Source organism: Rhodococcus sp. SMB37 (assembly GCF_004345605.1).
In the GTDB taxonomy this organism is placed as follows: Bacteria; Actinomycetota; Actinomycetes; order Mycobacteriales; family Mycobacteriaceae; genus Rhodococcus.
The window spans coordinates 80,835-103,834 of the sequence record NZ_SLVY01000018.1 but is presented as its reverse complement, the minus strand read 5'-3'; the positions used below and the strand labels follow the sequence as shown (position 1 = coordinate 103,834).

The window sequence follows — 23,000 nt, the reverse complement described above, 5'->3', positions numbered from 1 at the left end:
TACCGATCGTCAATGACCGTTCGCGACCAACAGATCGCGCGTGATCTCGAGTTGCCCGAGGTGCTGGGACAGCTCACGCACGATATGCAATAGAACCCACGTCGGACTGGCAGTCTGTGCGTTGCTTCGCGTAGTTCCTACGGCGGTGCGATCGCGGATACCTTCGGTCAATGCGACTCTCACCCAGCCGGGGAATCGTCGACGCAGCCGTTCGACCTCGTCACACAGGTCTCGCGGGTCGCCGTGCGCCTCGAACTCTGAGTCTCGGTCGCGTGGGATGCGCAGGCCGGCGATCACTGATCCGCCCCAATAGTCGGTCATACCGACACAGTGGGTGACGATGGCATACGCACTGTTGGCACCGGGTAACGCAGGAACGGTGTTCGCTTGCTGACAGCTCATCTGTGACAGGATCTTCTGCATGTGAGCCAGCGACTCGTCCGCGATCGCCACCACGGCCTGGTATATCTCGTCGACGTCGGTTCCTGCCATGCACGCGAGGATAGCCCGGGCGCATCCCTGTGCTGGGCACGAACGAGAATTGCCGCGGCCGACTTCGAGTCGGCCGCGGCAATTGCTATCGCGAGCACCGCATCAGCGGCAGATCAGTGTGCATTCACTGTCAACGACGGGCACCACGCCCGGTGACAGCCTTGACGACGAACAGCAAGATCACTGCTCCGAGCAGGCACGTCAGGAAGCTGAAGATCAGCCCGCCACCCTCGACATCGACTCCGAACAGCCTCAACAAGAATCCTCCGAGCAACCCTCCGACGATGCCCACGACAATGTTGAGAAGAATGCCTTGCTGCGCGTCGGTCCCCATGATCTTGCTGCCGATCCAACCGGCCAGACCGCCGATGATGATCCAGCCGAGGATTCCCAGTCCGAGCATGGTTACAGATCCTTTCTCGTATGTGGAGGCAGTCGACGTCCGGCACCGGGCAACCCCGGGCCGGACCTCAACAGCACTGATGCCGAGTACCCATCCGACAGCGGATTCACACATGCCACTTTCGTCACCACGCGACGCGCACCCTACTTCGAGTCCTCGGCGGCATAGCGGGCCAGCAACTCGCGCTCGGCCTCCCGCTTCGGGAAAACGAAGAACACCAGCGCCGCACCTATCACGACGATCCCGATCGCCGCAGCGTAGGCGCGCGAATCGCCGTCGAGGAACGCCGCGCGTGCCGCCGCGATGATCTGCTGCGCGTACTGCGGATACTGCTGCGCGATGTTCGCTGCGCCGGCGAACGACTTCTCGAGAGCCGCCTGCGTCTGTTCGCTGACGGAGGCCGCCTGCGGACTCGCGGCGACCGAGGCCGCCAACGATGCCGTGTACCCGGCGGTGAGCAGTGCGCCGAGAATCGACTGCACGATCGCGCCGCCCAGGTCGCGTTGCAGATCCGCGGTACCCGACGCCATTCCGGCCCGCGACACCGGAACCGAACCCGTCAGCGAATGCGATGCCGGAGTCCCCGCCAGGCCGACGCCGGCGCCGAGGAACATGAAACCGAGCGCGATCACCCAGTAGTGGGCGTCCTCGTCCCACATCGTCAACGCCACCACCAGCCCCAACACGATCGCGACGTATCCCGACAACAATGTGAACCGTGCTCCGTGCGACTCGACGAGTTTCGCCGACTGCGGCGCAACCAGCACCATCACCACCGCGGCAGGCAGTGCCGCCGAGCCTGCCGCCAGGGTCGAGTAACCGAGCACGTTCTGCAGATACTGCTGACTGATGTACATCGTCCCCATCAGCGTGCCGAACACGATGATGCCCGCAACTGCCGCGACCCAGAAGATCCGGCGACGCGCGACCTGCAGATCGAACAGCGGGTTCCGCGCACGTCGTTGCCGAAGCACGAACAGGACACACGCCGCGGCGGCGAGCACCAACGCGGATACCGCGACCGTCGTCATGCCGTCGACCGGCGCGAAGTTGATTCCGACGACGAGCGACCCGACCAGCACCACCGACACGATCCCGCCGAGATGATCGACAGGATCGGTGGACTCGTTGACATGACTCGGCACGAACACCACCGTCAGCCCGAGCGCCAGAAGCGCCAGCGGAATCGTCACGAGGAAGACGGACCCCCAGAAGAATCCCTCCAACAGCGACCCGGCGACCAGCGGCCCGAGAGCGGTGAGTCCGCCTCCGATCGCCGACCACAATGCGATTGCACGGGTGCGCGCGGCACCGGACCACAACGCGGTGATCAGCGCCAACGTCGTCGGGTAGGCCAGGCCGGCAGAGATCCCCCCGACCACCCGTGCGAGGAACAGGATCTCCTCGTTCGGTGCGAACCCTGCGACGAGCGACGCGGGGACCGAGAGCGCCATGCCCAGCATCAGCATGGTCTTGCGGCCGTAGCGGTCGCCGATGGCGCCGAGGTAGAGCACGGACGCCGCCAGACCGAGCGAATACCCGACCGCGATGAGATTCAAACTCGTCTGAGTCGCGTCGAACGCCTTCCCGATGTCGGGCAGTGCGACGTTCGCGACGGCGAGATTGAGGTTCGCCACCGCTGCGACGAGGATCAGCGATGCCAGGACCAGCGGTGCTCGGGTGGGACTGCCCTCGTGGGGTGTGGTCACAGAACAATGGTGCGTGATCGGCTGTGCGTCCGGTCCGGTTCGCAGGAAGTCGTCGGCCTGCCCTCGGTCTGCTACCTGTCAGCGATCGACCGCTCGTCGACACTGTCGATGATCCAGCGGTGCCAGGTCACGGCCGTCTCGGCGACACACCCGTGTCGGAAGGCCGGCTCCGGTGGGCCCTGCCGGACCAGCACCCGATAGTCCCGTCCGGCGATGCGCATGTCGACGGCCACGGAGCCGTCCGGTGTGGTTGTCTCACATACCTGCTCGATCGCATCGATTGCATCGAGGCCCGTTCTTTCGCGGAGGATGTGCTCGGCGACCTGCGCCGACGGTGACAACGCAGCTCGACCACGCAGATGTCCGAGCGGCACGCGGCCGGAGAGTACCTCCCGGGCGGTGACCACCGCAGATTCCGGACCCAACCGGCTGAAGTACAGACCGGCCGGGAGCGCAATCATGTTTGCTGCGAATCGATCTCCTCCGATGTGCGTGCACTCCCATACGTCGGCGCCGTCGACGGCGGCCAGTGCGTTCACGATGGGTCGGCCGAGCTCGGCGCAGCAGGCATCCTTCTTCCCGTGCGTGCACACCGCGAAGATCTGGCTGTGCCGTGCAACACCGACGTCCGGTTCCTCACCGCGGGCGCTCGACTCGAACGGCAGGTTCACAAGGTCCCCATAACCAGCGACGGTGCCCTCCCGCATCCATTGCCGCACACCATCGGACCACGCGAGGATCCACCGCGGCTCCACCACGTTGCGGTCACGTGGGCGACGGATCAGCGCCAGGCGGACAGGCCCGCCCGCCGATTCGATCCGTCGGACGAGTGCGTCCGGCAGAACAGCACCCGGTGCCGACTTCGGCCACGGGCCCGGATGCTCGATCAACACCCACAGTTGTGCGTGACCCGCGCGTGCCAGCATCGATTCGCCGACCTCCGACGATCGTCGCGTGCACGCATCGCACCGTCGGCTCGTCTGGTGATTCTCGATGGCCGGGGTACCACTGTGGGGTGTCACAGATCCTCTTCGCTAAGTAAGTTAGGCTCACCAAACCCAAACAGTACATCCCGGTCGCGGTGCACCCGAACATGCTCCGCATCCGGTGATGGATCGAGGAGCACGGATGAAACAGAACACACGACGAGTCGGGCGCTTGGTGGCGGGAGCCGTCGTCTGTGCCCTCGCGTTGTCCGCGTGCGGTAGCGACACCGACGAATCCGCCGACCAGACGTCAGCGTCGCGCATGGTCGAGCACGCTCGGGGCACCACAGAGGTGCCGGGCGATCCGCAGCGCGTGGTAGTCCTCGAACCCGTTCAACTCGACACATCCATCGCGCTCGGGGTCGTCCCTGTCGGCGCAGCTGTTCTCAGCGAGTCGACCGGTGTGCCCGCTTACCTGGGCGATAAGGCCTCGACAGTCGAGCTCGCCGGAACTGTTGCGGAGCCGAACCTCGAGAAGATCGCCGCACTCGACCCCGACTTGATCATCGGTACCCAGACTCGGCACGGCGAGATGTACGAACAGTTCGCCGCCATCGCGCCGACCGTCTTCATGGCGTCGCAATCCGACCCGTGGCAGGACAACGTCCGCTTCGTCGCCGACGCACTCGGTCGCAGCGATGATGCGCAGGCATTGCTCGACAACTACACCGACCGCTGCGACGAAGTCTCGACCGAACACAGCACCGAAGGTAAGACGGCACAGCTGATCCGGCCCCGCGACGAACAGCTCACGCTCTACGGCCCCGTCTCCTTCGCCGGCAGCGCCCTCGAATGTGCCGGATTCACCATCCCGCCTCGCGATTGGGAGAACTCGATCTCGGTCGACGTGTCGTACGAGCACGCCACCGAAGCGCGTGCCGATATCGTGCTGGTCACCAGCGGGACACCTGACGATCCCACATCGGTTCCTCCGGTCGTGACCGATCGAGAGCTGTTCCCGAACATGCACGTCGTCGACATGTCGTACTGGATCACCGGTGTCGGCCCACTCGGCGGGCTCACGGTTCTCGATGACCTGGACGAGTTACTCACTGAATCCGCTGACGCGAACTGAGCACCGGAACAGGGCCGCAATTCTGGTCCCGATCAGCGGAAACGCAACGAGAACCGGCACCTTCCGCGGCCGCGCGCCGAGTGACGTTGCCACCTGAGCCGAAGATCCGGGGTTTCCCTGAGTTGTCGCGGCGCCGAATTCTTCATCATCGACTACCACGATCCGGCGAGTTACCGCGACGACTGGGGTGGCCCGAGTCTGCTCGGAGTCTTCGCGGTCCACACCGGACCGGAGCTCATCGCATTGATCGTGGCCGGCTACGCGATCCGCAGGAGACTCCCCGATCGCTCGGTCTCGCGGCAGGCAGCCTCACGGTAGGGCGCCGCCGTCACTTCCTCCAGAACAAGTGGTGGGTGACGCCGCTCGGACTGGGCACCACGTCGAAGTGGAATCGGTCGAGTAACTCGTCGGGCGACCCCCAGAGCCGGAGGCCATTACCGAAGGTCACGGGCGACACCACCACATGCAGGGTGTCGACGAGATCCGCGTCGAGGAATTCCTTGACGGTGGTGACCCCGCCGCCCAGCCGGACATCCTTGCCGTCCGCGGCTTTCTTTGCCTGCTCGAGGACCGTGGCCGGGTCGCCGTCGACGAAGTGGAACGTGGTATCTCCGAGGGTGAACGACGGGCGCTCGTAGTGGGTCATCACGAACACCGGCGTATGGAACGGCGGTTCGTCGCCCCACCATCCGAGCCACTCGTGATCAGCCCAGGGACCGCGTTGCGGACCGAACTTGTTGCGTCCCATGATCTCAGCACCGATGTTGTGCGCGAAGTCGCGTGTGAAGTAGTCGTCGAGGCCGCGACTTCCACCCGGCTCGGTTCGATTGGGCCAGCTCGCCGTGGCACCGGCCCACTCGAGCATCTCGCCGTGGTCGAGCCCGAACGGGCTCTCGAAACTTTGGTTCTCACCTGCGGCGATGCCGTCGCTCGACACGGTGAAATTCTGGACTCTCAGCAGTTGGCTCATTCGGGTTCTCCACGATTCGTCGTTGATGGCACAGAGTGAGACTGCCCGAGTCCCCGAAAGTCATCGCGGGTCGACAGGAGCATCATGCCTACATGTCGATACTCGGTCTCATCACACTCGTCCTACACGGAACTCTCGCCGGCATGTACTACTCGTTCTCGATGTCGGTGATCCCCGGGCTCAAAGCGATCGACGCCGACGCAGCCGATATTGCCATGCGGAGCATGAATCGAAAGATCCTCACCCCATGGCTGTTCATACCGTTCTTCGGTGCTCCGATCCTGGCCCTCGTATCCGGGTTCTTCGCAGAGGGGTCGTCCGCGCTGTGGTTCTTCGCCGCGGCAGCGGTCAGCTTGGCCGGCTCGCTTGTCGTTACCGTCATCGTCAACGTTCCGTTGAACAATTCGCTCGATTCCAAGCGCATCGGATTCGCTGAATTCCATCCCCGCTGGAACACATTCAATATCGTGCGTACGGTATCGTCCGTCGGGTCGCTCGTTCTTGTCGGTGTCGGGCTCACCGGCTGAAGCAATTGGGGAAGGACCGAGATGCGGTCGATATCGGCAAGGCGAATCAGGGCCACCGTGGTCGCAGGAGCAGTCGCGACGATGCTTGCGGCCACCGCCGGTACCGGTATCGCGTTCGCACAGGATCAGGTGCCGAACGACCCTATCGTCGCGGCACAATCCCTGCTTGCGGACCCGGTGTCGCCGAATGGTTCCCGGATCGTCTCGAGCGAGATCGACGGACAGTTCCTGACCCTGCAGGTCCACTCCGCAGCGATGGACGAAGACATCACGGTCCGAGTCCAGCGTCCACGCGATGCGTCTGCGCCTCGGCCTGTGTTGTACCTGGTCAACGGCGCCGGCGGTGGTACCGATGCCGCAACGTGGTGGGCCAACACCGACGTCGGCGATTTCCTGAAGACACAAGATGTCAACGTGGTGATGCCCATCGGCGGCGCGTTCTCGTACTACACCGACTGGAAACGCGAAGACCCGAATCTCGGTCTCAACAAATGGCAGACGTTCTTCCTCGAAGAGCTTCCGCCGCTGGTCGATGGCGCGCTGGGCACCAACGGTGTCCAGGCCATCGCAGCGAATTCGATGACGGCGACCGCAGTGCTCCAATATGCGATCGCCGAGCCCGGTTTCTATTCCGCGGCGGCCGGTTACAGCGGCTGCGCACAGACCTCCGATCCGATCGGCAAGGAATTCGTCAAGCTCGTCGTCGAAACCTGGGGCGGCGGCGACGTCCGGAACATGTACGGCGAGGACGACGATCCGGCGTGGGTGGAGAACGATCCCGTGGTCAACGCCGAAGGCCTACGCGGAACCAAGCTGTTCATCTCCGACGCCACCGGCCTGCCCGGCCCGCACGAAACCCTCGGCAACGAGTTCACGGTCGTGGAACCGGATGCGAGCTTCGAGGATCAGGCGCTGGCGTTGGCGAACCAGGTCGTGGTCGGCGGAGTGATCGAGGCCGCGGTGCACTGGTGCACGACGAACCTGCAGAACCGCCTGAACGAACTCGATATCCCCGCGACGTTCGACCTGCGGCCCCGAGGGACCCATTCGTGGGGATACTGGCAGGACGCCTTCTACCAGTCGTGGCCGCTCCTCGCCGATGCACTGGGTTTGCCGCCTACCCAGTGATCCGCCCGATCGGTCAGCGCGTTCGAACCTCGGTGAGATCGGTGCCAGCGGGGAAGGGAAGCGTGAACTCCTGCCCGACATCGCCGATCGCGTCGGACACCGCGGTAGTGACGATGACGCGGTCCTCGTAGAGATGCCTGATCCGCACCGTGTGCCCGCGGTAGTGGAATCGGTTCATGAGGAAGCGCAGGCCCACATCGTCGAGCACCTCCTCGGCTGCATTCCAATCGGAGACCGACGGGAGGGGCCGGCCCAACCGATCGATCGGAATGAGGTCTGGTTCCTGGGATTCCAGGTCGATCCAACCGATGACCTCCCCGTCTTCACGATGGTGCGGAATCCAGTGGCTGGGGATGGCGCTCATGGCCTCACCCTATCCGGCAGATCAGGACATCCGGCAGATCAGGACAGATGTGCGAGCACGTTGATCACTGTGCCACTCGGATCCTCCACGAAGAACCGTCGTACACCCCATGGTTCGTCGGTGAGCGGATAGACCACAGGCGAGCCTCTGCGTATCGCTTCGGCGTGGGCAGCGTCGACTGCGGCCGGCGTCCCGACATCGATCCCGAAGCGCGGCACCGGGTTCTCCATCCCATGTGGCGGGATCAAGACCTGCGCGCTGGGATCGTCCGAGGACTGTAGACCCAGTACCGGATCGTCCATCGCTACATCGAGCCCGAAGACCTCGACGTAGAAGGTCCTGGACGCAGCAAGATCGTGCCCGTCGGCATACGAAATGATTCTCTTGATCATCGTCGTAGCATCGCAGTCCGTCCGCATTCGGATTGGACGAATGGGAACACGTGCCTATGACTCGAGGCCCGCGCTCACGGATTGTCGATGTGCCTTCGGGCTGGGCACGTATCGCGGGATATACCGCCACATCACGGCGCTGCCCGCGATGGACAACACACCGATCGCCACAGCCCCCGCCGCAAGAGATGCCGCCGCAACCACACCGACCAACAGCGGACCGGTGAACGATCCGACGTCATGGGTCAGTCGCCACGCGCCGAGGAATTCCGCGCGGCGATCCGGCGGTGAGACATCGGCACCGAGCGTCATGACGACCCCGTTGCTCCACCCGTTGGCTGCACCGAGCAGCATCGCGACGACGACGAGCCACCACAATTCATGGATCAGCGGAAGGATCAGAAACGCGATCCCGAACAGCAGCAGAGCCGGTACCGCTGTCACGCGGCGGCCGAATTTGTCCATGATGACTCCCGCCGGGTAGGCGAGCAGCAGATCCACCGCACCACTGATTCCGAACACCAGGGACACCGTGGCCGGCGCGATCCCGATGTGCTCGGCCCACAGGGGTAGCACCGCTTCACGCGACGCACGCGAGGCCCCCACGAGCATCGACCCCGCTCCCAGCGTCAGGAGCACGACATGGTGAGACTTCGCGACGGCAAGGACCCCCACGTCTCCGCCCTCGGAACGTTGCGGTTCCGGAACCGTCGTCCGAGCAATGAGCGCTCCCGCGACGATGATCGCCACGAGTTCGACCATCAGTCCGCCGCGAATACCGAACTGATGGACAGCGATCGCGCCGACGAACGGTCCGACCAGCACTCCCGCCCTGTGCATTGCCGCATTCGCGGAGATACCCCGGGCTCGCATGTGCACCGGCAGAGCACCGGCCAGGTAACTCTGGCGGGCCAGCCCCCACACAGCGAATGCGAATCCGGTGAGCACTGCACCGACCGCCAGGATCGCCGGGTTGGGGGCCGCCAGCGAAATGATCACGCCCACCGCACCGAGCGACGATCCTACGACGATCGCGCGCACCTCACCGAAACGCCCGACCAAGGTTCCCGATGGCAGGTCGCCGAGCACCGCACCGAGTGCCAGCAACGCGACGATGATGCCCGCGACAGGCACCGAGGCACCCAGCTCCCGGGCGAGCAGAGCCATCATGGGTGCCCCAGCGCCAGTACCGAGGCCGAAGATCGCGGACGGTATGAACAGGGACGTGAAGTATGGACGTAGGCCCGCAGAGGGTTCCGTCTCCCGCATGCGGGCGAACATCGAACTCCTAATACTGGATCAGACAGCGTTGAAAGGGTCACCCTCGAGTGCAACGGACTCGACTCCGTCGGGCCCGACCGGCACATCACCCTCGAGAGTGATGCGGTAGAGCCGACGGTCGTGTTCTGTCGTGAGATCCGACGGCGCCAGATGCACAGCGGAACGGTTGTCCCAAAATGCAATCGAGCCCGGCTCCCACTTGAACCGCACGGTGTATTCGGGGCGGCCCAACTCTTCGTAGAACAATCCGAGCAGACGACGGCTCTCGTGCGCAGAGACGCCGGTGATGTGCTGGGTGAAACCGGGATTGACGTACAGCGCCTTCTCCCCGGTCTCCGGGTGCACACGCACCACCGGATGCTCGGTCACCAGCGGGCGACGCTCGACACGGCGGAGATAGTCCTCGGTGGGCTTCGACCCGGCACCCGGCGTGAACTGGTGCACCGCACGTAGTTCGTCGACCAATCGTTGCACCGGAGCCGACAGACCGTTGTACGCCGCGACGGCGTTGGACCATTGCGTGTCACCACCGTAGGGGGGCAGTTCCTCGGCACGCAGAATCGATGCGAACGGCGGATTGATCGCGGCAGTCACATCCGCGTGCCAGCGCACCTTGTCGTAGCCGTTGCTCTTCGCGACCCGAGCTTTGAACCGATCGCGGAAGATCGGGTAGATGGTGGGGTAGTTCTCGTCCGGGATCGAATCGAACAACGGGTGAGCCGGGGTCGGATTACCGAAATAGGACGCGAACCGCAGGTGCTGGTCGTGATCGAGGAACTGCTCTCGGAAGAACACCACCTTCCACTTCAGCAAGGCGTCACGCACGGTGGTGATCTCGTCATCGGTGAGTTCGCGAGTCAGGTCGATACCCCGAATCTCTGCACCGGCGTATCCGGACTGGGGAATGACGTCGAGTCTGGTGGCGGCCTGGGTCATGGTGAACTTCCCTTCATCGGAATTATCTGGGCTGTGAGAACTTCAGGTACTTCAGAACATCTGGTTCACAGAGCATCACGGCAACGGTTGCGGCTCGGATCCATCCGCGTTGTTCTGTGCGTCGACGATGTCGTTGTAGCGGCCGTCGACATAGGATCGGATATCGACCGCGGTGGCCATGGTTCCGGTCTCGAGTAGTCCGTCGGCGACCGTCTGGAACAGCGCGGTCGACTTCTCGTCGATCGGGTAGTACTTCCCGGTACCGATGTGGTCGAGCAACGACTTCCCGTCCTCCGGCGTCATGCCCTGGGTTCCCACGTAGTACGCATCGACCCATTCGTCGGGATGAGCGGTGATCCAGTTGTTTGCTGCGACGGAACGTCCGACGAAATCGCCGATGGCTGCGGCCTTCGCAGGATCCTCGAGTGTCTCCCTGCGGACGATCAGCGTGTTGATTCCGGTGTTGATTCCGGTTCCGTCGCCGATGATCGGCGGCGAACCCACCTTGTAGTACTGGACGCCGGTGAGGATCGCGGCGTCGACGGCACCCGACGCGAACGTCGGCGCGACCTCGGCACCCGCGAGCTCGACGGCCTCGATGTCCGTCTTCGGATCGAGCCCGGCCCGAGCGAGGAGACCGGCCACGATCATGTGCCGTCCGGTACCCGGTGGATACGCGACCTTCTTGTCCTTCAGATCGGCGACGGTCTCGATTCCACTTCCGGGCTGTGTGGCGAGGAAGTACCCGCCGCTGCTTCCTGGATTCGCTTCGAGACCGATGGCGACGATGTCGGTGACGCCACTGGCAACTGCGAGCGGAATGGGGGCCTCGCCGATCGCTCCGATGTCAGCAGCACCGGAACGGAGAGCTTCGATGACCGCGGGTCCGCCGCTGAAGTCGGCAAATTCGAGCGAGTACGGAAGTTCCTCGGTGGCACCTGAAAGCTGCAGCGGCAGAGACCGGCTCGCATTCTGCTCGGCGACGACGAGAGAGGTTCCCTCCGGAATGTCATCGCTGCTGTGGGCGATGGTCGCCTCGGCGAGTGCATCCTGCCCGTCGGCCCCGGACAGCCCACATCCGGAGACCGCGAACGCTATCGCCAATGCGGGCAGCAGAAGCCACCGTGATCCTTCTGTATTCGGCACAGCCTGTTCCTTCGTCGTCGAACCGTGGTGGTTGTGCTGTGCACCCACAGCGAAGAGCCGGCGGATCATTGCGCGTCCGGTTCGTCGCCCACGCCGAGCTCGGTGAGCAACTGTCGCCGCAGCTCGTTGAATTCCCGCGAATCGCGGGAGCGGGGCTTCGGTATCTCGACCGGTGATGACAGCGAGATCGCGCCATCGGTCAATACGATCACGCGATCTGCCAAGAGAATTGCTTCGTCGACGTCATGGGTGACCAGCAGCACGGCAGGGCGGTATTTGGCCACGAGCTGCTGGAGAAGCCCGTGCATCTTGATACGGGTGAGCGCGTCGAGAGCACCGAACGGCTCATCGAGCAGGAGCAGCTCGGGTTCTCGGACGAGGGCCCGTGCGAGTGCCACACGCTGCGCCTCACCTCCCGAAAGCGTGCGCGGCCAGGCCTTGGCCTTGCTTGCGAGCTGAACCTCGTCGAGCGCGGCGAGGGCATCCGCGCGGGTCTGCGCGTTGTCGGGGCGACCGATATTGACATTGGTCAGCACCTTCTGCCACGGCAGCAGGCGTGGATCCTGAAAGACGATCGCCTGCTGGGCCGGAACACGGAGGTGTCCCTCCACTTCGGCGTCCAGCGCACCCAGGGCCCGCAGGAAGGTCGACTTACCGGATCCGCTCCGGCCGAGCAACGCAACGAATTCTCCGGGGGCGATGTCGAGGTCGAGACCGTCGAGCACCACCTGCTCACCGAACACACGTCGCACCCCACGTGCGACGACCACCGGATTCGTCCTGGTCGGTTCGATCAGGTCAGTTCCCATCGAACGACCTCCTCCACGTGAGCAGGCGCGTTTCGAGTGCTCGGACGATGAAGATCGAGATCAGGCCGAGGATCGCATAGACCGCGATGAGCACGAAGACCACGTCGAGTTGGAAGTACTCGCGGGCGTCGCTCATCATGCGACCGAGACCGCGTTTCGCGTTGATCGTTTCCGCGAAGATCAGCGACAGCCACGCGCCGGTCAGCGCCAGCCGCAGCCCGATCAGGAATCCGGGGAGTGCACCGGGCAGAATCACCCGGCGGATCAGTTCGGCACGCTGCACACCGAAGGATCGTGCAGCCTCCACCAGTCCGGCATCGACGCTGCGAATTGCCGAGAAGGTGTTGATGTAGATCGAGACAGCAACCGCGAGGGTGATGAGCAGGACCTTCGGGGTCTCGCTGATACCGAACCACACGATGAGCAGGGGAACGAGAGCGAAGTTCGGGACGGCCCTCAGGACCTCCATGTTGGCATCGACGAAGTTCTCACCGACGCGCGACAATCCGGAGATCAACGCGAGGACCAGCCCGAGCACGATTCCGAACAGCAAGCCGTAGCCCACCCGCAGCAGACTGATGGACATATGTTCCTGCAGTTCGCCGTTCGCGATCAGACGCCATGCTGCCGACAGCACCGACAACGGCCGGGGGAGGGTGTTCTCGTTGAACAACCCGGTGCTCACCACGAGCTGCCAGATCACGATGATCAGGGCTGGACCGATCATGCGCTGCACTGATCGCGGCACGCGGGATGAGCTCTGGGTCTTCCTGCTCAGCGCTGTCGGATCGATGAGCGTGGACTCCGCGTCAACAGTCGTCGGCGCTCCCACATCCGACTTCCGTGTCCTGTCGAGGATCGTCGCCATCGCTCAGCCCTCCCCGATCGCTGCGCCGGACCACCGGCGTCGCGAGTTGTTGCGCGGCATGGGAACTCCCTCGTGACTGTGAATCAGGCCCCGGAAGTTCAACTCCGGGTCATGTGTTCGTCGAATGTAGAACGCGGAGACGAGGGGCGACGACCATTGAAATCGGCTTGATTACAAGGGCTTGCAAACTCCGCGGGTGCGGTCGCACCACCGGCCTGCCCGTCTCAGGTGAAGGGGAATCCTCGGGAGGCAAGCGCCTGCCGAATCCCGCGCCGTGGACCGAAGGCCGCGGGATCGGTCAGCCGGGAAACGATTCTTCCCGTCCAGCTTCCGACAAGTCCCTGCGAACGGTAGAAGCCCTCGGCCCGCACGTCGTACTCGGCGATTCCGTGGTCCTGCTCGTCGATCCGATAGCCCTCCCGATGGCAGACGACGTCGAATCCGAGCCGCGGCTTCACCTCCGCGGTCTCGTCCGGATCAGGCCATCCCACGGATAGCCCCACCACCGGGAACACACGCGGCGGCAGGCCGAGGATCTCTGCCACTGTCTCCGGATCGTTCCGTATGCCACCGATGAACACCGTTCCCAAACCGAGGGATTCCGCTGCAACCACGGCATTCTGCGCCGCGAGGGTCGCATCGATCACCCCGAGCAGAGTCGACTCGGCATAGTCGGCGTTGTGCAGATCGAGTCCCCGTGCCGTGACGATCCGCTCGGCTCGGGCAAAGTCGGCCAGCCACACCAGGAACAGCGGGGCATGACGCACGGCGTCCTGATCGCCGGCAAGGGCGGCGAGTCGACCGACGCGCTCGCGGTCGGTCACAGCTACCACCGACCACAGTTGCAGATTGCTCGATGTGGGCGCCGACGACGCGGCCGCCACCAGAGTGCGGACGATGTCCTCGTCGATCGGTTGCTCGGTGAACCGGCGCACCGATCGATGATCGAATTGGACGGCGAGGGTGTCGTTCCACGGGCCGTCGTCGTCGCGTACGCCGAACCGACGGACGAACGCCCCTTCGCGAGCGCTCACCGCCCCGTGCCGGATACCGGCGTGAGCGCCGGCGGGGTCGACGGAGGAGCTGTCGATGCTCGAGGTGGAGTCGTGCTCGGTCACGGTCACGGCGGGTTCCTTCGATCTGCGGACGAAGTCGTGATCAGACTTCACGCGCCACTGTCGTTACAACAGGGTTCTGCTTCGCCGGATCGAAAGTCGATCGTCGAGACAGCACCTCACCGAATCGGTCGCTCGTACATGCCATAGGTGCACAAACACCGATCATCTGACAACATCGTCGAATGTCGACTGAGCGCATCGAAGTGCAGCGCACCATCAAAGCCGATCCCGCATCGATATTCTCGGTGCTCCGTGACCCTCAGGGCCACGTTGCCATCGACGGATCCGGAATGCTGATGGATGCAGACGGCGACGTGGTGAATTCGGTCGGCGACAGCTTCGTCGTACACATGGACCGTGAAGCTCTCGGCGACATTCCCTTGGGCGAGTACGACGTGACGGTGACGATCGAGACTTTTGTTCCGGACCGTGAAATTGCCTGGACCATCCTGGGAACCATTCGTCCGCAGATCGGCCACGTCTACGGTTATCGGATCGAACCGGTGGACGGTGGTTCCCTCGTGACCTCGTACTACGACTGGTCGAATATCGACCCGAAGTGGCGTGAGGCAGGGATCTTTCCGGTCATCGCAGAAGGATCGTTGAAGGCGACCCTCGGAATCCTCGCGCGCACCGTACACCGCGGATATCCACACTGATCAGTTTCATTCACGCTCGTCGAGGGCGCTTCCGATGAATCGGATCGCGTCCCGTGTTCGTTCGTCAGCGGCGGGTCCGAGATGTCCGGCCCCTGTGACAAGTCGATATTCGTGAGCGATGTCGAGCTCGTCGAGGACGCGGTGGAGGTACTCGGCGCCTTCGTGCAGGAGGAATTCGTCGAGCGCACCACAGTCGACGAGTAGTGGGAGCGAGGCGTCACGGATCTCGTCGGCGTGTGTCCTGGCACGTCCGTACACCGAGTTCGAGGCATAGACTGCCGGGTCGCCGGTCGCCTCCGACATGGCGCGATGGAGCTCGCCGAGAACGGAGGGGATGTTCCGTGAGGGAACGTCATCGGGGGTCTCTCCCGGAAAGACCGCGGGTGAGATAGCGGCGACCGCCGCGAAACGATCCGGCGTGGAGAACGCGGCTTTGAGCGCACCGTAGCCGCCCATGGATGCGCCCAGCATCGCAACCACATCCGCATGGCCGTAGACGACCGCGACGTGCTGCGGGAACTCCTCGGAAATCATTGTCTCCCAGGCCTGTCGGGGCCCGTTGATATAGAAGCCGCCGACTGTCGGTGTACTCGGACACGCCACGATCGCCCGCGGAATATCTCCGTCGGCCCAGAGTTCGTCGTAGAACGGCCTCGCCAGTTCCAGCGAAGCAGACGACGACATCGCGCCGTGCAGGTGCACTATCAGCGGAACAGGCTCGGACCGGACCCAGTCGGGTGGGAGGAGCACCCGGTATTCGACGGTGTCGCCGACCGCAGACGAAGCGAATTCCGTCCGTACGAGCCGGGAGCGTGGATGATTCATGTCGATCTTTCTGTAGTCGATCCTTCTGTACGCAGTCCGGCTTCAGCCCTGTCGGTGAAGTGCACGAGAGTAGCGCCCAAGAAAAGTACCACCGTAGTATTATTTCCACCATGGTAAGCATGAGGGAGCGCAAGCGCGCGGAAACTCGGCAACGAATCTCCGATCGGGCGACGCGCCTGTTCGAACGCGACGGATTCGAGAAGGTGACACTCGCTCAGGTGGCGGAGGCAGCCGATGTCTCCGTCAAGACAGTCACGAACTATTTCGGCGCGAAGGAAGACCTGTTCTTCGACGCTGAGCCGGCGATCCTCGAGGCCCTCCAGAGCGCGCTGTCCCACCGGGACTCCGAATCGCCGACCGCCGTGCTCTACCCGATCATTCTCGACGGCCCGATCCTGGCCGGTCCCTGCCCATGGTCCGATCTCGATACCGCCCAATGGGAGGCGATGCGAGTCTGGGCCGAATGTGAACGTAACTCCCCCACCCTGACGACCCGACGCGCCGCCATCCTGCAGTCGTGGATCGAACCGCTGGCAACCGCGAGCGGTTCGGTGGCATGGGCCGCGATGTTGGTGGGAATCCTCATGCTCCGGCACAACATCGTGCAACAAGGGCTCATCGACCGAGACCGGCCCCTCGACGTCGAGCAGCAACTCTCCCGCACAGTGGCGCAAGCACTCGACGCGCTCGAACGAGGATTTCAGGGCTTCTGATCACATCAGAGGTCGCAGCCACCATCAGCTGCCGCCGAGCATCAATCCTGCTTCGGCACCCAATGGTCGTTCTCGAGCTCGTACTTCTCCTTGACCGCCCCGTACGCGGCGCGCTCGGCGTCCTCGCCCTCGCCGACCCGCTCGGCCGCGGCCTCGTATGCAGTGCCGTACAACTCCTGCACCTCCTTCGACGATCGACGCACCGTGTGCGGAAGCTCGAACCGGTCCACTTGGACATCCCTTCGTCGGCGACGGACGTGCTGCCACCCATTGTGGGTCGGTCGGCGGCGCCGCGATGCCGATCGGGCCACTTCGCCAATGAGAGGATCTGGCCATGACGTCCGTGACCGGCGACTTCGAACTGACGCACGAGGAACTGCGCGTAGTGGCCCGCTACGTCGCCGAGTCCGCGCAGGAGGTTCTCCCCCTGTTCGAGTCCACCACACCTGACGATCCCCGACCGCGTGCCGCACTGGATGCCGCTTGGGAGTTCATCCACGGTGCGCGCCGGACCAAGCTCCAGCGAGTCACCTCGATGGACGCGCACCGCGCGGCCGGCGACGCTCCCACCGAGGTCACCCGTCTGGCGGCACAAGCCGCAGGCGACGCCGCCTCGGCTGCCTATCTGCACCCGATCGCCAAGGCCCACCAGGTCGGGCACATCCTTCGTGCGGCAGCCAACGTGGCGCGTATCGCCGAGATCGAATCCGGTGACGACCCTGCCCTCGGGGACGAGATGATCGAGCGGGCGCGTGCACGAGCAACTCCGGTGTTGATCGACGTGCTGTGCCGGTATCCCGCCGCGCCGACAGGCAGGAGCCGCGCTGCGCACCTCATGACCGCCCTGGACTCCTCGCTCCGAGCATCCCGCTGACTCCTGCCTCTACCCGCCGGTCACCCGACCGCGGTCCCCTCCAGTTCGACCAGCAAACTGGGGATCGCCAGCCGTGTCACTCCGAGCAACGTGCTGGTCGGCGCCACCCCGGCGGCGCCCAGCCGCGAGGTCAGTAGGCCGTAGTGGGGAAAGAGCAGGTCGATGTCGGTGGTGTAGACGTTGAGCCGGACGAGGTTCGCAAGGGACATACCGCCCTCGCCGAGCACGGCCTCCAGGTTGTCGAGACTCAGCGTCAACTGTGCCGCCATGTCGCCGTCATGCTGGGGCTCACCGTCACCATTCGTCGCAGTCTGCCCTGAGCAGTACAGCGTCCGAGTGTGTCCGGAGACGATCTCACCCTGATTGAAACCCATCTCCATCGACCACTTCACCGGGTTCACCGCAATACGTTCCATTGCCACATCAGTTCCATTCGATTCGACAGTGCGAGCGTCCAGCAGCGCGGAAGCCACTGTGACGGTCCAAGCCTCCCAAATATTTACGACACTTTGTGTCGTATATTCCGGTAGCTTTCGCGTATGCGCGCCGACAGGTTGGTATCGCTGGTCCTGCTGCTGCGCAGGCACGCTGTCCACCGCCGGCGTCCCCACCTACGCCGAACGCGGCCGGAACGGCGGATTCGCGCTGTTGCCCGGCTTCCGAACCGAGCTCACCGGACTCAACAACGACGAGGCGCTTGCCCTACTGGTGTCCGGATCCCGACGCGGCGCACAAGTATTCGGACTCGGTTCGGCGCTGGCGTCCGCCATGCTCAAAGTGATCGACGCACTACCCGAGAGCCAACAGGCAATCGCGACCGAAGGAGTCCAGCGACTGCTCATCGATCCGGAGACCGACCTCCTCTCGCGCCGAGCGGTCACTGACGAGACACCCGACTCTGTCGCGGCCGAGATCCGGCGCGCGGTGTTCTCCGGGCACCGACTCCTTATCCGATATGCAGCGCTGGACCAGGCCCCGAAATGGCGCACGGTAGAGCCGATCGGGCTCGTCACCCTCTACGGAGAGCCGTCCAGACCGGTCAGGCCGCGATCAAGCGACGGAACGAACTGCGGTGGAACACGATCGGTTCGACATCGCAGTCGGTGAGGAGTTCGTTGATTCGCAGCACCACGATCGCGTGGTCACCCGCCGGAACTTCCTGCTCGACGGTCACATCCATCCGCACACTCGTCCCCGAAACGAACAGTGCTCCCCCATTTCGGGTCTCGGTGTCGAGACCGGCGAACCGGTCGCCGTTCTTCGAGGCGAGGGCCCTGGCGGCACCGTCGTGCACATCGCTCAACACACTTATCCCCAGGTGTGGAAGAACGGACAAACGCGGCCAAGTTGTCGAGCTGTGCTGCACACAGAACGAGACGAGCGGCGGGTCGAGCGACACCGGCACGAACGTGCTCGCGGCCATCCCGACGCGTTCGCCGTCCACATCGGCGCAGATCGCGACCACGCCTGATGGGACGTGGGCGAAGGCCTCGCGCAGTACCGTGCCGTCGAGCGCGCTCACGCTGCCTCCGTCCTGGTTGCTGCAGCCAACACCGGCGACCAGCGCTCGGCGTAATCGGCGATGACGGTGTCCGTCGTATAGGTCGAGTCGAGGAGGTACAGGCCCGGCGCCGGCGTCGTCGCGCCCAGTTCCACCAATACCGGCTTGAGCAGCAGGTCGGGCGCCAGTGCATGCGCCGGACCAGCACCCAGCATGAGCGGCACCGCGACCACGTCGCGCAGTCCGTCGCCGGTGGCGAATTGATCGAGGAACAGTTTCAGCACGCCGGTGTAAGCGGCTTTGAACGTCGGGCTGGCGAACACCACCAGGTCGGCCTCGGCGACGGTCGACACCGCGGCGGCGACGTCGTCGTCACCCCACCCGAGGAGACCTGCGCCGAGGCTGATCACATCGATCACGTGGTCGGGTTCCCGGCCGGTCAACGCGGTCGCAAGCCGGGTTCCGGCGTCGAGAGTTCGGGAGCCGGGCTTGGGATTGCCCGCCACGACGGCGATCGACATAGTCACCTTCCAATCCTTGGGGTGCCACCGTTAGAAAGACGAGGGCACCCGCCATCCTGCACTTTCCGAGCGTGTACCGAAACACTTTCACTCGCCTCGAGTACAACTTCGATGCCTGATCACCGCACGACGCACCGACGATTCACTACGGTGGTGGTCGGCAGATCCGGGCATCATTCTCGGCGCAGCACAACCTCGAGGACGACAGATGAGCGACGTGAATCTCAGCAAGCAACATCCTGCTGCGTACAAGCAACTGGCGAGTCTGAATGAGCAGGTCGAAGCCGCAGTGAAGGAAGCGGATCTGGATCCGCTCCTGGCCGAACTGGTCAAGATCCGGATATCGCAGATCAACGGTTGCGCATTCTGCTTACGGATGCACACACGCGACGCACTCGCCAAGGGTGAGACGACCGACCGGCTGGCCGTGGTCGCTGCTTGGTGGGAGTCGCAGTACTTCACCGCTCAGGAGCGGGCCGCGCTCGCTCTTGCCGAGCAGGTCACCCGGCTGACGGTTCCGGAATCGGATGCCTGGGACGACGGATCCATGACCGCAGAACAAGCATCGGCAGTGAGCTGGCTGGCAATCGTGATGAACGCGTGGAATCGAGTGGCGATCACCAGCCACTATCCCGTCGCCCCCTGAGCTTCTCTGCAGCTCGACGTCGCTCACTCACCGAGGTGGCATCGGCGATGCAACCGACGGATCGTGTGCTCCAATTCCGGCGCCGGACCTTCCACGATGACTCCGGGAGCAACGTCTCGGACGGAAAGAGGCCGCACCGGCCCCGCCGGCACTCCCATTTCCTCGAGCCATCCGGTGAGCTGCTGAGAGGAAGCGGCGTAGACGATTCTGCCGAGACCGACCCATCCGTGCGCAGCTGCACACATGGGGCAGTGCTCTCCCGACGTGTAGACGGTTGCGCCCGCGCGGTTGTCGGGCGTCATGTTCTCGGCCGCCCACCTGGCCAGTGCGAATTCGGGATGACGAGTGCGGTCACCGCCGGCGATTCGGTTGCGATCCTCCGCCAGGGCTCGGCCTTCTGCATCGACGAGTACCGATCCGAATGGCTCGTCACCTGCGAGCAGCGCTTCCTCAGCGAGTTCGATGCACCGATACAGGTGCTCGAGATCCGCGTCGTTCACCACAGTCCGTGTCCCTTCATTCGAGAGGCCGGCGCAGCACCTGCTGCGCGCGCAACCACGTCGATGGATCCGGTTGCTTCTGCCATGATCGTGCAACCATCGGCAACGGTCCAGGGCACGGGATCATCGACACGGACTCGAGTAGAGCCACTCAGGACACCTTGTCGACGGCGCCCAACAATGAATCCATGACCTCGATGAGCCACGACCGTGCCGGCGAAGGCCCACAACGGTCCACCCGCCGCACGATCGATGCCGTCGTGACCGCTCTGTTCATCATCGTGACGATCGTTTTCGCCGCTGTTGCGTTCTTCCTGTCCCTGCTCTTCCCGATGGGGATGGATTCGTGCGGCCCGGCCGGTTGCCAAGAGGGCTATCTCACCGCTGCGTTCGCAGTCACATGGGGTGGCATCGCCGTCGCTGTCGTCGGCACCGTCGTGGGAGTCGTCACTGCCGCGCAACGTCGGGTGATGATGTGGGTGTGGCCGCTACTCGGTGCCACGACGATAGCGGTGGTGCTCATCGTCGGCCTGAATCTCGCGGAGCGCGCGGGATGAGATGAGCAGTCGCTCGAGCCGTCGAACCGTTCTCCGTCGCGCCGGGCCTCATCCATGTATGACCTGGTCAACGGCGGACGATCCGCCGCCATGTCCGGGGACGTTCTGCATCTGCGGTCACGAGCGCATCGAGCCTCTCGACGGTCGTCCGCGGCGCGGCTGAAGCAATGTGAGGACAGTCGGACTTCCGCTGCACTTCCAGTCAGGTACAACGCTCACGACCAGTTGAATCTGTCCGGAGCGTGCGCTTCGCGATAGATACGACACTCGGCCGACAAAACGAGGTCACGCACTCTTTCGAGTTCGTGACCTCGTTTATTGCAATTCATCGAATTGCCTTCTGTGGGCGAAGGGGGACTTGAACCCCCACGTCCCGAAGGACACTGGCACCTGAAGCCAGCGCGTCTGCCATTCCGCCACTCGCCCGAGCAACGCAGAAAACAGTAACACAAGGCATACCCGATCACCGATTCACCAGGTCAGGGAGGTTTTCCGGGACCGATCGAGGCCTGAAACGTGTCAAGTTGAACACGCGCGGTAATCCGCCCGGTCGAATCCGAGCAAAAGTAGATACCATGCAGTAGCGAGATCTGCACCCACGACACGCTGTCACCGGAAAGGGGGTCGTCATGGGTATCGCCCAACGCTTCGAGCGGAAGCTCCAGGCTGCAATCGGCGACGCGTTCGCCCGCGTCTTCGGTGGCGGTGTCGTCCCCCAGGAAGTCGAAGCTGCGCTCCAGCAGGAGGCAACCGACGGCGTCCAGCACCTTGACCGTGGCCACATATTGGCCCCGAACAAGTACGTCATCACCATCAGTGACTCCGATCACGAGGCCTTGGCGGCGGATCGGGACTTGACTGTGAAGGCGTTCGCGCGTCACCTTGAGGACTTCATTCGCGAACAGGGATGGCAGACATACGGTGAGATCCAGGTTGTATTCGAGTCGTCTTCGGCATTGCACACCGGGCAGTTCCGAACACACGGCTCTGTCGACCCTGAGGCAGGGCGTCCACAGACGCACGCCCCGTCACAGCGGACCCCGCAGAACCGTCCAACAGTGACCCCCGAACCAGGAGTTGGCTCCATGACGCAGAACCCCGGCTACGAACCAAGCCGTGACCCCGCCGAGGCGGAAGCACAGTACGCACGAAACGGTCACGCGCACGGCGGCCAGGATCAGCGCTACGCACAGGGCTACAACGGTGGTTACGCCCCCCAGGGCGGCGGGTACGAAGATCAGGCCGGTTACGACCAGCAGGCCTACGGTGCCCAGGGTTACGACCAGCAGGCCTATGACCAGCAGAGCTACCAGCAGCCGGGATACGACCAGCAGGGTTACGGCGCCCAGGGCTACCAGCAGGACCAGGGCGGCTACCCGCAGGAACAGGCCTACGGCCAGGACCAGGCATACGGCCAGCAGGCCTACAGCCAGGACTACGGCCAGCAGGGCTACGCCGACCAAGGCTACGCAGACCCCGGCTACCAGCAGCAGGGGTACGCAGCGGGCGCGGCAGGTGCCGGCTACGACCAGGGCTACGCGGATCAGGGTTACGCCGATCCCGGCTACCAGCAGCAGGCGTACGGCCAGCAGGGTTACGCGGATCAGGGTTACGCAGACCCCGGTTACCAGCAGCCCGATCAGGGCTACCAGCAGCAGGCATATGCGGGTGGCGGCTACCAGCAGCCCCCGGCCGCGGCCGGACGTGTTCTGACGGCGACTCTGCAGCTCGAGGACGGCAGCGGCCGCTACTACCAGCTCCGCGAGGGCAGCAACATCATCGGTCGCGGGCAGGACGCTCAGTTCCGCCTCCCCGACACAGGTGTGTCGCGCCGCCACATCGACATCCGCTGGGACGGCCAGGTCGCGATGCTCTCCGATCTCGGTTCGACCAACGGCACTACCGTGAACAGTGCCTCGGTTCAGGACTGGCAGCTCGCCGACGGCGATGTGATCCGCGCAGGCCACTCGGAAATCCTGGTCCGCATCCTCTGACCAGCG

General features: G+C 64.1%; 29 protein-coding genes, 1 tRNA gene and 1 pseudogene. 11 read left to right on the top strand and 20 right to left on the bottom strand.

Going from position 1 to position 23,000, the window contains the following annotated elements:
• Positions 1–9: 9 nt before the first annotated feature.
• From EV641_RS24250 to EV641_RS24235, 4 genes are all read right to left on the bottom strand, one after another.
• Positions 10–492, bottom strand: coding sequence for a DinB family protein (locus EV641_RS24250; protein WP_199233376.1), 483 nt, complete (start codon positions 490–492; stop codon positions 10–12).
• A 130-nt stretch (positions 493–622) separates the two neighbouring features.
• Positions 623–895, bottom strand: a complete 273-nt coding sequence (locus EV641_RS24245) for a GlsB/YeaQ/YmgE family stress response membrane protein (RefSeq protein WP_054715026.1) — start codon at positions 893–895, stop codon at positions 623–625.
• A 143-nt stretch (positions 896–1,038) separates the two neighbouring features.
• Positions 1,039–2,604, bottom strand: a complete 1,566-nt coding sequence (locus EV641_RS24240; protein ID WP_199233375.1) for an MFS transporter — start codon at positions 2,602–2,604, stop codon at positions 1,039–1,041.
• Positions 2,605–2,675: 71 nt separating this feature from the next.
• Positions 2,676–3,626, bottom strand: coding sequence for a sucrase ferredoxin (locus EV641_RS24235; RefSeq protein ID WP_241997437.1), 951 nt, complete (start codon positions 3,624–3,626; stop codon positions 2,676–2,678).
• 106 nt (positions 3,627–3,732) lie between these two features.
• Between EV641_RS24235 and EV641_RS24230 the strand changes: the two genes are divergently transcribed.
• Positions 3,733–4,665, top strand: a complete 933-nt coding sequence (locus tag EV641_RS24230; protein ID WP_132475181.1) for an iron-siderophore ABC transporter substrate-binding protein — start codon at positions 3,733–3,735, stop codon at positions 4,663–4,665.
• 328 nt (positions 4,666–4,993) lie between these two features.
• Here the strand turns inward: EV641_RS24230 and EV641_RS24220 are convergent, their stop codons facing one another.
• Positions 4,994–5,635 carry a dihydrofolate reductase family protein gene (locus EV641_RS24220; RefSeq protein WP_132475179.1) on the bottom strand — a complete coding sequence of 214 codons (642 nt, stop codon included), beginning with the start codon at positions 5,633–5,635 and terminating at the stop codon, positions 4,994–4,996.
• A 92-nt stretch (positions 5,636–5,727) separates the two neighbouring features.
• Between EV641_RS24220 and EV641_RS24215 the strand changes: the two genes are divergently transcribed.
• Both EV641_RS24215 and EV641_RS24210 read left to right on the top strand, forming a co-directional pair.
• The gene (locus EV641_RS24215; protein WP_054715047.1) at positions 5,728–6,162 is read left to right on the top strand and encodes an anthrone oxygenase family protein; all 435 of its coding nucleotides are present in this window, start codon (positions 5,728–5,730) and stop codon (positions 6,160–6,162) included.
• 81 nt (positions 6,163–6,243) lie between these two features.
• Positions 6,244–7,290, top strand: coding sequence for an alpha/beta hydrolase family protein (locus EV641_RS24210; RefSeq protein WP_132475278.1), 1,047 nt, complete (start codon positions 6,244–6,246; stop codon positions 7,288–7,290).
• Between the two features lie 13 nt (positions 7,291–7,303).
• On the opposite strand, the gene EV641_RS24205 is transcribed toward EV641_RS24210, so the two are convergent.
• The 7 genes from EV641_RS24205 to EV641_RS24175 all read right to left on the bottom strand — a co-directional run bounded on the left by EV641_RS24205 (position 7,304) and on the right by EV641_RS24175 (position 12,945).
• Positions 7,304–7,654: a hypothetical protein gene (locus EV641_RS24205; RefSeq protein ID WP_054715040.1), complete on the bottom strand. Its 351-nt coding sequence runs from the start codon at positions 7,652–7,654 to the stop codon at positions 7,304–7,306.
• A gap of 38 nt (positions 7,655–7,692) precedes the next feature.
• Positions 7,693–8,046 (bottom strand): VOC family protein, encoded by a 354-nt coding sequence (locus EV641_RS24200; protein WP_054715050.1) that lies wholly within the window; start codon positions 8,044–8,046, stop codon positions 7,693–7,695.
• 54 nt (positions 8,047–8,100) lie between these two features.
• Entirely contained in the window at positions 8,101–9,327 is a 1,227-nt protein-coding gene (locus EV641_RS24195; RefSeq protein ID WP_241997436.1) for an MFS transporter, read from the bottom strand.
• Positions 9,328–9,345: 18 nt separating this feature from the next.
• Positions 9,346–10,263, bottom strand: a complete 918-nt coding sequence (locus tag EV641_RS24190; RefSeq protein WP_132475176.1) for a TauD/TfdA family dioxygenase — start codon at positions 10,261–10,263, stop codon at positions 9,346–9,348.
• A 75-nt stretch (positions 10,264–10,338) separates the two neighbouring features.
• Positions 10,339–11,409, bottom strand: a complete 1,071-nt coding sequence (locus EV641_RS24185) for a PhnD/SsuA/transferrin family substrate-binding protein (RefSeq protein WP_241997435.1) — start codon at positions 11,407–11,409, stop codon at positions 10,339–10,341.
• A 65-nt stretch (positions 11,410–11,474) separates the two neighbouring features.
• Positions 11,475–12,218 carry an ABC transporter ATP-binding protein gene (locus EV641_RS24180; RefSeq protein WP_054713676.1) on the bottom strand — a complete coding sequence of 248 codons (744 nt, stop codon included), beginning with the start codon at positions 12,216–12,218 and terminating at the stop codon, positions 11,475–11,477.
• Positions 12,208–12,945 carry an ABC transporter permease subunit gene (locus EV641_RS24175; RefSeq protein WP_241997434.1) on the bottom strand — a complete coding sequence of 246 codons (738 nt, stop codon included), beginning with the start codon at positions 12,943–12,945 and terminating at the stop codon, positions 12,208–12,210. Before EV641_RS24175 ends, EV641_RS24180 begins: the two co-directional genes overlap by 11 nt.
• On the opposite strand from EV641_RS24175, the gene EV641_RS29955 reads away from it, so the two are divergent.
• Positions 12,944–13,162, top strand: a complete 219-nt coding sequence (locus EV641_RS29955; protein ID WP_241997433.1) for a hypothetical protein — start codon at positions 12,944–12,946, stop codon at positions 13,160–13,162. The two genes, EV641_RS24175 and EV641_RS29955, sit on opposite strands and share 2 nt — an antisense overlap.
• 148 nt (positions 13,163–13,310) lie before the next feature.
• On the opposite strand, the gene EV641_RS24170 is transcribed toward EV641_RS29955, so the two are convergent.
• On the bottom strand, positions 13,311–14,210 hold the full coding sequence (locus EV641_RS24170) for an NADPH-dependent oxidoreductase (protein WP_241997432.1): 900 nt from the start codon (positions 14,208–14,210) through the stop codon (positions 13,311–13,313).
• Between the two features lie 176 nt (positions 14,211–14,386).
• On the opposite strand from EV641_RS24170, the gene EV641_RS24165 reads away from it, so the two are divergent.
• On the top strand, positions 14,387–14,863 hold the full coding sequence (locus EV641_RS24165; protein WP_132475172.1) for an SRPBCC family protein: 477 nt from the start codon (positions 14,387–14,389) through the stop codon (positions 14,861–14,863).
• A gap of 6 nt (positions 14,864–14,869) precedes the next feature.
• Here EV641_RS24165 and EV641_RS24160 read toward each other — a convergent pair whose 3' ends face one another.
• A complete protein-coding gene (locus EV641_RS24160) occupies positions 14,870–15,688 on the bottom strand; it encodes an alpha/beta hydrolase-fold protein (protein ID WP_054713675.1) in 819 nt (272 codons plus the stop codon).
• Positions 15,689–15,807: 119 nt separating this feature from the next.
• On the opposite strand from EV641_RS24160, the gene EV641_RS24155 reads away from it, so the two are divergent.
• Positions 15,808–16,401, top strand: coding sequence for a TetR/AcrR family transcriptional regulator (locus EV641_RS24155; RefSeq protein ID WP_241997431.1), 594 nt, complete (start codon positions 15,808–15,810; stop codon positions 16,399–16,401).
• A gap of 41 nt (positions 16,402–16,442) precedes the next feature.
• Here EV641_RS24155 and EV641_RS24150 read toward each other — a convergent pair whose 3' ends face one another.
• Positions 16,443–16,631: a ChaB family protein gene (locus EV641_RS24150; RefSeq protein WP_054713673.1), complete on the bottom strand. Its 189-nt coding sequence runs from the start codon at positions 16,629–16,631 to the stop codon at positions 16,443–16,445.
• A 104-nt stretch (positions 16,632–16,735) separates the two neighbouring features.
• On the opposite strand from EV641_RS24150, the gene EV641_RS24145 reads away from it, so the two are divergent.
• Positions 16,736–17,275: a putative immunity protein gene (locus EV641_RS24145; RefSeq protein WP_132475170.1), complete on the top strand. Its 540-nt coding sequence runs from the start codon at positions 16,736–16,738 to the stop codon at positions 17,273–17,275.
• A gap of 20 nt (positions 17,276–17,295) precedes the next feature.
• Here EV641_RS24145 and EV641_RS24140 read toward each other — a convergent pair whose 3' ends face one another.
• Positions 17,296–17,691 carry a RidA family protein gene (locus tag EV641_RS24140; RefSeq protein WP_132475168.1) on the bottom strand — a complete coding sequence of 132 codons (396 nt, stop codon included), beginning with the start codon at positions 17,689–17,691 and terminating at the stop codon, positions 17,296–17,298.
• Positions 17,692–17,814: 123 nt separating this feature from the next.
• Between EV641_RS24140 and EV641_RS29950 the strand changes: the two are divergent.
• Positions 17,815–18,292: pseudogene (locus EV641_RS29950) on the top strand (DNA-binding transcriptional regulator); the annotation flags it as partial.
• 22 nt (positions 18,293–18,314) lie between these two features.
• On the opposite strand, the gene EV641_RS24130 reads toward EV641_RS29950, so the two are convergent.
• Both EV641_RS24130 and EV641_RS24125 read right to left on the bottom strand, forming a co-directional pair.
• Positions 18,315–18,797 (bottom strand): flavin reductase family protein, encoded by a 483-nt coding sequence (locus EV641_RS24130; protein WP_132475166.1) that lies wholly within the window; start codon positions 18,795–18,797, stop codon positions 18,315–18,317.
• Positions 18,794–19,297 carry an NAD(P)H-dependent oxidoreductase gene (locus tag EV641_RS24125; protein ID WP_132475266.1) on the bottom strand — a complete coding sequence of 168 codons (504 nt, stop codon included), beginning with the start codon at positions 19,295–19,297 and terminating at the stop codon, positions 18,794–18,796. Before EV641_RS24125 ends, EV641_RS24130 begins: the two co-directional genes overlap by 4 nt.
• A 208-nt stretch (positions 19,298–19,505) precedes the next feature.
• Between EV641_RS24125 and EV641_RS24120 the strand changes: the two genes are divergently transcribed.
• A complete protein-coding gene (locus EV641_RS24120; RefSeq protein ID WP_054713669.1) occupies positions 19,506–19,943 on the top strand; it encodes a carboxymuconolactone decarboxylase family protein in 438 nt (145 codons plus the stop codon).
• 23 nt (positions 19,944–19,966) lie between these two features.
• On the opposite strand, the gene EV641_RS24115 is transcribed toward EV641_RS24120, so the two are convergent.
• The gene (locus EV641_RS24115) at positions 19,967–20,446 is read right to left on the bottom strand and encodes a nucleoside deaminase (RefSeq protein ID WP_132475164.1); all 480 of its coding nucleotides are present in this window, start codon (positions 20,444–20,446) and stop codon (positions 19,967–19,969) included.
• Positions 20,447–20,631: 185 nt separating this feature from the next.
• Between EV641_RS24115 and EV641_RS24110 the strand changes: the two genes are divergently transcribed.
• Complete coding sequence (locus EV641_RS24110) at positions 20,632–21,000, top strand: hypothetical protein (protein WP_132475163.1); 369 nt, start codon at positions 20,632–20,634, stop codon at positions 20,998–21,000.
• Between the two features lie 343 nt (positions 21,001–21,343).
• Here the strand turns inward: EV641_RS24110 and EV641_RS24105 are convergent.
• Positions 21,344–21,426 (bottom strand) — tRNA-Leu (locus EV641_RS24105).
• A gap of 203 nt (positions 21,427–21,629) precedes the next feature.
• Here EV641_RS24105 and EV641_RS24100 point away from each other — a divergent pair.
• The gene (locus EV641_RS24100) at positions 21,630–22,994 is read left to right on the top strand and encodes a DUF3662 and FHA domain-containing protein (RefSeq protein WP_132475162.1); all 1,365 of its coding nucleotides are present in this window, start codon (positions 21,630–21,632) and stop codon (positions 22,992–22,994) included.
• Positions 22,995–23,000 lie beyond the last annotated feature (6 nt).